The organism is Vibrio sp. 10N.222.49.C9 (assembly GCF_041474985.1).
In the GTDB taxonomy this organism is placed as follows: domain Bacteria; phylum Pseudomonadota; class Gammaproteobacteria; order Enterobacterales; family Vibrionaceae; genus Vibrio; species Vibrio crassostreae_C.
In genome coordinates, this window is the sequence record NZ_JBFRVD010000485.1 from 1 (window position 1) to 285 (window position 285).

1 protein-coding gene is annotated in these 285 nt (G+C 48.1%); it reads right to left on the reverse strand.

The window, feature by feature from the left end; all coding sequences use genetic code 11:
• Positions 1-285, reverse strand: a 285-nt coding sequence (locus AB4585_RS24115) for an aminotransferase class V-fold PLP-dependent enzyme (protein ID WP_372171282.1), incomplete at both ends; no start/stop codon positions are given.

A 285-nucleotide genomic window follows, 5' to 3' on the forward strand; every position in this document is an offset into this window, starting at 1 on the left:
GGCATAGCTTCCAGTAGGGCTAGCTTTCCATAAAGCACACCGATACCGGTTGGCGCATATAGCTTGTGGCCAGAGAAAACGTAGAAGTCACAATCGAGGGCTTGTACATCTATGGGTTCGTGCACAATGCCTTGCGCACCATCAACCACGACGACTGTGTTAAATTGCCTCGCAAGGGCAATCATTTCCTCAATAGGATGGCGAGTACCTGTGACATTAGACACCTGACCAATAGCCAAAATCTTGGTATTGTCATTAAGCAGTGAGCGATACGCATCTAGATCC